This window comes from Rossellomorea aquimaris (assembly GCF_000935355.1).
GTDB lineage: Bacteria > Bacillota > Bacilli > Bacillales > Bacillaceae_B > Rossellomorea > Rossellomorea aquimaris_B.
The window spans coordinates 140,247-147,195 of record NZ_JXZC01000008.1 but is presented as its reverse complement, the minus strand read 5'-3'; the positions used below and the strand labels follow the sequence as shown (position 1 = coordinate 147,195).

Annotated in this window: 9 protein-coding genes; all 9 read left to right on the top strand. The window is 43.1% G+C overall.

The features are described from left to right. The first annotated feature begins 226 nt into the window (after positions 1 to 226). The 9 genes from upp to TV75_RS16990 all read left to right on the top strand — a co-directional run bounded on the left by upp (position 227) and on the right by TV75_RS16990 (position 6,942). Positions 227 to 856: a uracil phosphoribosyltransferase gene (gene upp, locus TV75_RS17035; RefSeq protein WP_044339995.1), complete on the top strand. Its 630-nt coding sequence runs from the start codon at positions 227 to 229 to the stop codon at positions 854 to 856. 746 nt (positions 857 to 1,602) lie between these two features. After that, the gene (locus tag TV75_RS17025; protein WP_044339993.1) at positions 1,603 to 1,824 is read left to right on the top strand and encodes an AtpZ/AtpI family protein; all 222 of its coding nucleotides are present in this window, start codon (positions 1,603 to 1,605) and stop codon (positions 1,822 to 1,824) included. Positions 1,825 to 1,829: 5 nt separating this feature from the next. Further along, positions 1,830 to 2,204, top strand: a complete 375-nt coding sequence (locus TV75_RS17020) for an ATP synthase subunit I (protein ID WP_044339992.1) — start codon at positions 1,830 to 1,832, stop codon at positions 2,202 to 2,204. A gap of 22 nt (positions 2,205 to 2,226) precedes the next feature. Further along, the gene (gene atpB / locus TV75_RS17015) at positions 2,227 to 2,940 is read left to right on the top strand and encodes a F0F1 ATP synthase subunit A (protein ID WP_044339991.1); all 714 of its coding nucleotides are present in this window, start codon (positions 2,227 to 2,229) and stop codon (positions 2,938 to 2,940) included. Between the two features lie 72 nt (positions 2,941 to 3,012). Next, positions 3,013 to 3,225: a F0F1 ATP synthase subunit C gene (gene atpE / locus TV75_RS17010; RefSeq protein WP_044339990.1), complete on the top strand. Its 213-nt coding sequence runs from the start codon at positions 3,013 to 3,015 to the stop codon at positions 3,223 to 3,225. Positions 3,226 to 3,388: 163 nt separating this feature from the next. Further along, a complete protein-coding gene (locus TV75_RS17005) occupies positions 3,389 to 3,907 on the top strand; it encodes a F0F1 ATP synthase subunit B (RefSeq protein ID WP_044339989.1) in 519 nt (172 codons plus the stop codon). After that, positions 3,904 to 4,440, top strand: coding sequence for a F0F1 ATP synthase subunit delta (locus TV75_RS17000; protein ID WP_044339988.1), 537 nt, complete (start codon positions 3,904 to 3,906; stop codon positions 4,438 to 4,440). Before TV75_RS17005 ends, TV75_RS17000 begins: the two co-directional genes overlap by 4 nt. 27 nt (positions 4,441 to 4,467) lie before the next feature. Beyond that, positions 4,468 to 5,976 (top strand): F0F1 ATP synthase subunit alpha, encoded by a 1,509-nt coding sequence (gene atpA / locus TV75_RS16995; protein ID WP_044339987.1) that lies wholly within the window; start codon positions 4,468 to 4,470, stop codon positions 5,974 to 5,976. Positions 5,977 to 6,081: 105 nt separating this feature from the next. Beyond that, the gene (locus TV75_RS16990; RefSeq protein WP_044339986.1) at positions 6,082 to 6,942 is read left to right on the top strand and encodes a F0F1 ATP synthase subunit gamma; all 861 of its coding nucleotides are present in this window, start codon (positions 6,082 to 6,084) and stop codon (positions 6,940 to 6,942) included. The last annotated feature ends 7 nt before the right edge of the window (positions 6,943 to 6,949 follow it).

Below are 6,949 nucleotides of genomic sequence, written 5' to 3'. Positions count from 1 at the left end.
ACACAATATTAAGGACTTGACTCAATAATCCAGCCGATTAACATAATTAACCAAAAACCACCGGCATTCACACCAGCTTACATGCACCCCGGATGATTTCTAACGATTCCATTACACTTCCCATCTCTTGTTGCTCTTAAATTGTCTTTTATGTACAATAGTCTGAGGTGTAAATGAAGTGGACAAACTATTTTTACATAAAATCGAACATAAAGGAGAGAGTCGAATGGGCAAAGTATATGTATTTGATCATCCGTTAATCCAACACAAATTAACGTTTATACGTGATAAACAAACAGGTACGAAGGAATTTCGTGAGCTTGTTGATGAAGTGGCAACACTAATGGCGTTTGAAATCACCCGCGATTTACCATTAGAGGATATTGATGTAGAAACACCGGTAAGCAATGCAAAGGCTAAAACACTTGCAGGTAAAAAATTAGGAATTGTTCCAATTCTGCGTGCCGGCCTTGGCATGGTAGATGGAATTCTTAAACTGATCCCGGCTGCAAAAGTTGGCCACGTTGGTTTATATCGTGATCCGGAGACTCTTAAACCGATTGAATATTACGTAAAGCTTCCAAGTGATGTGGAAGAGCGAGACTTCATCTTGGTCGATCCGATGCTTGCAACAGGCGGATCTGCTGTTGAAGCTATCAACTCATTAAAAAAACGCGGTGCGGTTAGTATCAAGTTCATGTGCCTTGTTGCCTGTCCTGAAGGGGTAGACGCAATCAAGGAAGCGCATCCTGACGTTGATATCTTCATCGCGGCTCTTGATGAGAAGCTGAATGAAAAAGGATACATCGTTCCTGGTTTAGGGGACGCGGGAGATCGCTTATACGGTACGAAATAATTTGAAGCAAATAAGAAAGCCGGATTATCGACACGTGATAATCCGGCTTTCTTATTTATATAACCCAAAAAACCCATTGTAATTTAGTTGGAAGTATTTACATTAAATTCAAGGGTTACTCATAAATAGAATCTTCTATATAATGGAGGGGCATGTGAAGATAGAATCTATGCTTTTGTTAATAAAGGGAACAACTGGCGGTGAAAGGGGTACGTTTGTTGGGTTTTTTAGTCGACAAATGCTTGTCGGGCCTGACCAACCCGCCTCCGCTTTTCGATATGTCCAGCTCCGGGGGCTTGGGGCTCGAGGTCATAAGTCAAGCCGACCAAAAAGGCAAAAAACGCCTTTCCGGCCGACTCGTCTTATGCTTGTCGCCCCAGGGCGAGCCCCCTCCGCTTTTCGACATGTCCAGCTGCGGCGGGTAGAGGCTCGAGGTCATAAGCTAAATTGACCAAAAAGGCAAAGAGCGCCTTTCCGGTCAATTCATCTTATGCTTGTCGCCTCTGACCAACCCGCCTCCGCTTTTCTGTAAATGTGTTGAAAATGTGAACAATTTGGGAACGCGTGGATAGGTTGTGAACTTTTTAACTTGAACGCATTGACATAGATAAAGCCCTATTGTATGCTTACAAAGGGTATAAAATGATAAGGTTTTCACAAGGGTTTAGCCCGTATGAAAACGGTTTTTCATCATTTGTACAGTGTTAATGATTTTCCACTAAATCACATGTGTGGAGATGAAAAAAATGCGTCAAAATGATCGACGCCCGTATCAATCGATGGTCTTGTATTCTGCTATTCTTTCCCAGCTTGTTGGTTCTATCTTAATAGGGATCTTCGGCGGGAGATGGTTAGATGGAATATGGAACACCACACCACTTTTCTTAATTATTGGACTACTCCTTGGGCTCGCAACAGGAATCTACACCATGCTCCGTACAGTCCAACATTTCAATTCGGGAGATTAATGTAAATGCCAGAACTTCAGCAAGTGTTTAACAGGCATCGTAAGTACATATTTTTCCTCCTTTCCTTTTACGTCCTCGGTTGGGGTTTTACTTCCTATCAGTCTATTTTCCTTGGGCTTATTTTGGGGACAGGCATCAGTCTGTTTAGTCACTGGCTGATCATGAGGAGAACCGTGCGATTCGGTGATGCAGTAGAAGCTGGTCAAAAGGTTCGATCTTTAGGGACCTTCTCAAGAATGGCAGGTGCAGCCTTTGCAGTGATCATTGCAACGGAATACCCTGAACATTTTCATCTCCTGAGCGTCATTATGGGATTAATGACAATATACCTTGTCATTATGATAGATTATTTTATTCAGCAGCTTTTAGCTCATAAATAGCGGGGAAGAGAGGTGAATTTCATTGCATCATGAAAATCCTACAGCCGAGTTTCTAGGGTTAACTTTTAACCTGGCGAACGTACTGATGATCACAGTGGCAAGTGCCGTTGTATTCCTCATCGCCGTTCTGTCAACTCGTAGACTGGCCATGAAACCGACCGGAGTGCAAAACTTTATGGAATGGGTCATGGACTTTGTCAAAAATATCGTGAAAAGTAATATGGATTGGAAAACAGGTGGTCGTTTCCATCTCCTTGGACTTACTTTACTCATGTACATTTTCGTATCGAACATGTTAGGGCTTCCGTTCTCGGTAGTCATTGACCACGAATTATGGTGGAAGTCACCAACAGCGGATCCAGTTATCACTATGACCCTTGCAGTTATGGTCGTTGTGTTAACACACTATTATGCAATCAAGATGAAAGGCTTCGGTGAATACGGTAAAGACTTCTTCAGACCTATGTCGTTCTTATTCCCGCTGAAGATCATTGAAGAATTTGCCAACACACTAACGCTTGGTCTTCGTCTTTACGGTAACATCTACGCTGGGGAAATCCTGCTTACTTTACTGGTAGGGAGCCTGGCACACATGGGAGCAGCCGGATTACTGGGTGCCATCATCCCGACGATTGTATGGCAAGGCTTCTCAATCTTTGTCGGCGCAATCCAATCATTTATTTTCGTTATGTTAACGATGGTTTATATGGCTCACAAAGTCAGCCACGACCATTAATATATACCCTGTTCAAAATTGAACAAAACTACTCAAAACATTTTTTCATACATTTAAAGGAGGAAATTCAGAATGGGTCTTTTAGCAGCAGCAATTGCAATCGGTTTAGCAGCACTAGGTGCAGGTATTGGTAACGGTCTTATTGTTTCACGTACGGTAGAAGGTATGGCTCGTCAACCGGAAGCTCGTGGAATGCTTCAAACTACAATGTTCATCGGGGTTGCGTTAGTAGAGGCGATTCCTATCATCGCAGTAGTTATCGCATTCATCGTAATGGGTCAATAATAGTAACTGAAAGTTCAAGATGGCGAAGATCATTCGATAAGAACCTTCGCCATTCCTTTATGTTTAGTACTTATGAACATCTGACTATGAATGATACGGCGTTTGCCGTTATTGTAAAGCTTTCTTTATGGAAGGCATTGACTCTTGAAGGGAGTGAAACCTCGTGCTTACAAACGCATTAGTCCTTGGAGCTGGTGGCGGCTTCACAGGTGGAGATATCGTATTCCAGCTTGCTATGTTCCTTATCCTTCTTGCGTTACTGAAGAAGTTTGCCTGGGGTCCTTTGATGGGCATCATGCAAGAGCGTGAGAATCACATTGCAGGCGAAATAGAAGCGGCTGAACAAAGCCGTCTAGAAGCAAATAAGAGCTTAGAAGAACAGCGTCAACTTTTAAAAGAGGCTCGTCAAGAAGCGCAAGCGATGATCGAGAACTCTAAAAAGCAGGGCGATGAGCAACGTGAACAAATCATCATCGCGGCCCGTCAGGAATCTGAGCGCTTGAAAGAATCTGCGAAACGTGAAATCGAGACGCAGAAAGAACAAGCGATGGCAGCATTACGCGAGCAGGTTGCTTCACTATCTGTTCTGATTGCATCGAAAGTCATTGAAAAAGAACTTTCTGTTCAAGATCAACAGAAGCTGATCAACGATTATATTAAAGAGGCAGGAGAAGAGCGATGAGCTACTCTACAGTCGCAAAACGCTATGCGTTAGCTCTTTTCGATATTGCCAAAGAACACAATCAATTAGAAGCGATTGAACAAGAGCTTCGTGCAGTGAAGTCCGTTTTTATCCAAAATAAAGAATTAAGCATTCTTTTGGAAAATCCGAAGTTTTCGACGGATAAGAAGAAAGAAATGTTGAAAGAAGCGTTCTCTGCTGTTTCAGTACCAGTATTGAACACACTGCTTCTTATGACTGATCGTCATCGTGAAGATCAGGTAGTGGGCGTTGTCGATGCATTCATCGAGCTATCTAATGAAGCTAGAGGGATTGCAGAAGCAAAGGTGTACTCCGTACGTGCTTTAACAGAAGATGAGAAGACAGCAATCTCAGCTTCTTTTGCTAAGAAAATTGGTAAACAATCATTAAGAATTGAGAATGTGATAGACGAGAACATACTTGGCGGACTTAAGGTCCGTATCGGCAACCGTATTTATGACGGAACACTTGCCGGTAAGTTAGATCGTCTTGAGCGTGAACTTGTTCGTTAACTTTCGTATAAATGAGGGGTGAAATTCATGAGCATCAAGGCGGAAGAAATCAGCGCGCTGATAAAAAAGCAAATTGAAAACTATCAGTCTGAGATGAAAGTAAGCGATGTAGGTACAGTTATCCAAATCGGTGACGGTATCGCTCGTGCTCATGGCCTCGACAATGTCATGGCTGGAGAGCTTGTTGAATTTTCTAACGGTGTCATGGGTATGGCGCAGAACTTAGAGGAAAACAACGTAGGTATCATCATTCTCGGACCATTTACAGACATTCGTGAAGGCGATGAGGTTCGTCGTACTGGACGTATCATGGAAGTTCCAGTAGGACAAGAATTAGTAGGTCGTGTTGTAAACTCACTTGGACAACCAGTTGATGGATTAGGTCCAATTGCGACAACGAAAACACGTCCAATTGAAGGTGGAGCACCTGGTGTAATGGATCGTAAATCCGTACACGAGCCACTTCAAACTGGTATCAAAGCGATTGACGCTCTAGTTCCAATCGGTCGTGGTCAACGTGAGTTAATCATCGGGGACCGTCAAACAGGTAAGACATCTGTTGCGATCGATTCGATCCTAAATCAAAAAGGTCAAGACATGATCTGTATCTATGTTGCGATCGGACAAAAAGAATCAACTGTACGTAATGCAGTTGAAACGCTTCGTAAGCACGGTGCCCTTGATTACACAATCGTTGTAACGGCCTCAGCTGCTTCACCAGCTCCAATGCTATTCTTAGCGCCATACGCTGGTATCACAATGGGTGAAGAATTCATGCATAGCGGCAAGCACGTTCTTGTTGTATATGATGATCTTTCTAAGCAGGCATCTGCATACCGTGAGCTTTCACTATTATTACGTCGTCCTCCAGGCCGTGAAGCATTCCCTGGTGACGTATTCTACTTACACTCTCGTTTACTTGAGCGTGCAGCGAAATTAAGTGATGCAAAAGGTGGAGGTTCCATCACAGCATTACCATTCGTTGAAACACAAGCAGGAGATATCTCCGCTTACATTCCAACAAACGTTATCTCCATCACTGACGGACAGATTTTCTTACAATCTGACCTATTCTTCTCCGGTGTTCGTCCGGCGATCAATGCAGGTCTTTCCGTATCACGTGTTGGTGGATCCGCACAAATCAAAGCGATGAAGAAGGTTTCCGGTACACTGCGTCTTGACTTAGCGGCATACCGTGAACTTGAAGCATTTGCTCAGTTCGGATCAGATCTTGATAAAGCGACACAAGCGAAACTTAACCGTGGAGCCCGTACTGTTGAAGTACTGAAGCAGGATCTTAACAAACCACTTAATGTTGAAAAACAAGTTATGATCTTCTATTCATTAACAAAAGGTCATTTAGATGATATTCCAGTAACAGATATTCGTCGTTTCGAAGGTGAATTCCTAAGCTGGTTAGATCACAACCATACAGAACTGTTAGACCATATCCGCACAACAAAAGGTCTTCCTGAAGACGATGCAATGGTCGCTGCGATCAACGAATTCAAGAAGACATTTGTAAAGTCTGAGTAATTTTATATGATGTCGGTGTTCATTCTGATGACACCGGCTGATTATTCGATTATTTAGTTGGTGCTAGTGAATATGACTAACATTTTAAAAGGGTGGTGAGAACCAGTGGCATCGTTACGCGACATAAAAACTCGTATTACATCTACGAAGAAAACCAGTCAAATTACGAAAGCAATGGAAATGGTCTCTGCCTCTAAATTGAACCGTGCTGAAACGAATGCGAAAGCCTTCGTTCCATATATGGAAAAAATTCAGGAAGTCGTTGCTTCCATTTCCCTTGGTAGCACAGATGTAACGCATCCGATGCTAGTCTCCCGCCCCGTAAAAAAAACCGGCTACTTGGTCATTACATCTGACCGCGGTTTGGCGGGGGCTTATAACTCGAGCGTCATTCGTGCTGTAAGTAATGCGATTAAAGAGCGTCACAGCTCAAAAGATGAATACGCCATTATTGCGTTAGGTCGTATTGGAAGGGACTTCTTCCAAAAGCGAGGCGATAATGTAGTGGAAGGTATTGTAGGGCTACCAGATCAGCCAAACTTTGCAGACATTAAAGACATCGCCAACAAGGCAGTCAGCATGTTCTCAGATGGTGCTTATGATGAGCTTTACATGTACTACAACCACTATGTCAGTGCCATTCAACAAGATGTTACCGAGAAGAAGGTTCTTCCTTTAACGGAGCTTGACTCTTCTTCATCGAAATTAACTTCTTATGAGTTTGAGCCTAATGCTGAAGAAATTTTGGAAGTGTTGCTTCCTCAATATGCTGAAAGCTTGATTTACGGAGCGTTACTTGATGGTAAAGCCAGTGAGCACGCTGCACGTATGACAGCAATGAGAAACGCAACAGACAATGCGAAAGACATCATTAACAGCCTTACACTTTCTTATAACCGTGCGCGTCAAGCAGCGATTACCCAAGAAATCACGGAAATCGTCGGCGGGGCAGCAGCACTCGAATAGAAACGAA

What these genes read in the sequence shown, in the direction of transcription:
- upp (WP_044339995.1), top strand. Translation starts at nt 227, where the DNA reads ATGGGCAAAGTATATGTATTTGATCATCCGTTAATCCAACACAAATTA.
- TV75_RS17025 (WP_044339993.1), top strand. Translation starts at nt 1,603, where the DNA reads ATGCGTCAAAATGATCGACGCCCGTATCAATCGATGGTCTTGTATTCT.
- TV75_RS17020 (WP_044339992.1), top strand. Translation starts at nt 1,830, where the DNA reads ATGCCAGAACTTCAGCAAGTGTTTAACAGGCATCGTAAGTACATATTT.
- atpE (WP_044339990.1), top strand. Translation starts at nt 3,013, where the DNA reads ATGGGTCTTTTAGCAGCAGCAATTGCAATCGGTTTAGCAGCACTAGGT.
- TV75_RS17000 (WP_044339988.1), top strand. Translation starts at nt 3,904, where the DNA reads ATGAGCTACTCTACAGTCGCAAAACGCTATGCGTTAGCTCTTTTCGAT.
- atpA (WP_044339987.1), top strand. Translation starts at nt 4,468, where the DNA reads ATGAGCATCAAGGCGGAAGAAATCAGCGCGCTGATAAAAAAGCAAATT.